Source organism: Inquilinus sp. OTU3971 (genome assembly GCF_038440215.1).
This window is the reverse complement of sequence record NZ_JASATH010000412.1, coordinates 1-1,385: the sequence shown is the minus strand read 5'-3', so window position 1 is coordinate 1,385 and position 1,385 is coordinate 1. Positions and strand designations below refer to the sequence as shown.

The following is a 1,385-nucleotide window of genomic DNA, read 5'->3' as shown; positions in this document are numbered from 1 at the left end:
TTCGGATTGCGCCTCATCCATAGAACGTATCATGAACATATTCGATCGCTAATACTACTGCGATCGTGTTTCCGGCCGCAGCCATTCGTCCGGCAGCGGAACCCGGCAGCGGGACCGGCGTTGCAGCCCCGCGCATCACCCGCTTCGCAAGGCAGAGCATGCAGGTCCTCCCCACCGCCTTCGTCGTCGCCCGCGACCTGAAGCGGCTGCAGCAGATCGTCACCGTGCTGCTGCGCTTCGGCTTCGGCGACCTGGTGCGCCGGCTGGGACTGCACCGGCTGCGGCTGGCGATCGAGGCGCTGGGGCCGACCTTCGTCAAGCTCGGCCAGATCCTGGCCACCCGCAGCGACCTGCTGTCGGCCGAGTGGCTGGCCGAGCTGGAGAAGCTGCACGACCGCGTCCCGCCCCTGCCCTATGGGGCGCTGGCGCCGGTGCTGGAGGCGGCGCTGGGCGGCCCGCCCGACGCGATCTTCGCCCGCTTCGACCGCGTGCCGCTGGCCTCGGCCTCGATCGCCCAGGTGCATCGCGCGGCGCTGGCCGACGGCACCGAGGTGGTGGTGAAGATCCGCCGGCCCGGGCTGCGGCCGCTGGTCGAGGCCGATCTGCGCCTCCTGGCCCATGCCGCCAGGCTGGCCGAGACCGAGCTGCCGGAGCTGCGCCGTTATCACCCCGAGGCGATCACCCGGACCCTGTCCGCCGCGATCGGCGCCGCGCGCATCGCCGTCGCCATCGTCACCGCCGCCTTCGTGGTCGGGCTGGCGCCGATCCTGGCCGAGACCGGGCCGCGGCTGTTCGGCATCCCCGCCTTCGCCCTGCTCGGCTGCCTCGCCGCCCTGGCCGGCATCGCCTGGCTGCTGGTGACAGGGAGAGGGGATTGACCTTCAGCGCACTGGCGCTTCTTAGTGACCTGTTTCGGACTTCGAACGCACACGAGCATGATCCTCGATTATCCGACTGAACGGAGGCGGGGCGATGGACATTCGATCGACGCTGACGGAGCTATGCGAGGCCTTCAACGCGCATGATCTCGATCGCATCATGGAATTCTTTTCCGACGATTGCGTCCTGGAGATGCCGAGGGGAAGCAAGCCATGGGGGTCTCGTTTCGAGGGCAAGCAGACCGTCCGGGAAGCGCTGGCGACACGCTTTGCAGGCTTGCCCGACGTCCACTACGGCAACGCTGAGCATTTTGTGGATGCGGCTGCCGATACCGGCATCTCGAAATGGACCCTCACAGGCACCACCCGCGAGGGGGCGAGGAAGGAAGTCCAGGGCTGTGACTTCTACACCTTCCGAAACGGCAAGGTGATCCGCAAGGACTCATACTGGAAAATCGTGGAGTAAGGGCCGATGGCGTGGGGGGGGGGGGGGGGGGGTGGGGGGGG

Annotated in this window: 2 protein-coding genes; both read left to right on the top strand. The window is 67.9% G+C overall.

Features of this window, described 5'->3' with window-relative positions; translation table 11 throughout:
- Nucleotides 1-158 precede the first annotated feature (158 nt).
- A complete protein-coding gene (locus AAHM41_RS40170; protein ID WP_342242252.1) occupies nt 159-878 on the top strand; it encodes an ABC1 kinase family protein in 720 nt (239 codons plus the stop codon).
- Between the two features lie 94 nt (nt 879-972).
- Nucleotides 973-1,344, top strand: a complete 372-nt coding sequence (locus AAHM41_RS40165; RefSeq protein ID WP_342242251.1) for a nuclear transport factor 2 family protein — start codon at nt 973-975, stop codon at nt 1,342-1,344.
- Nucleotides 1,345-1,385: the final 41 nt, after the last annotated feature.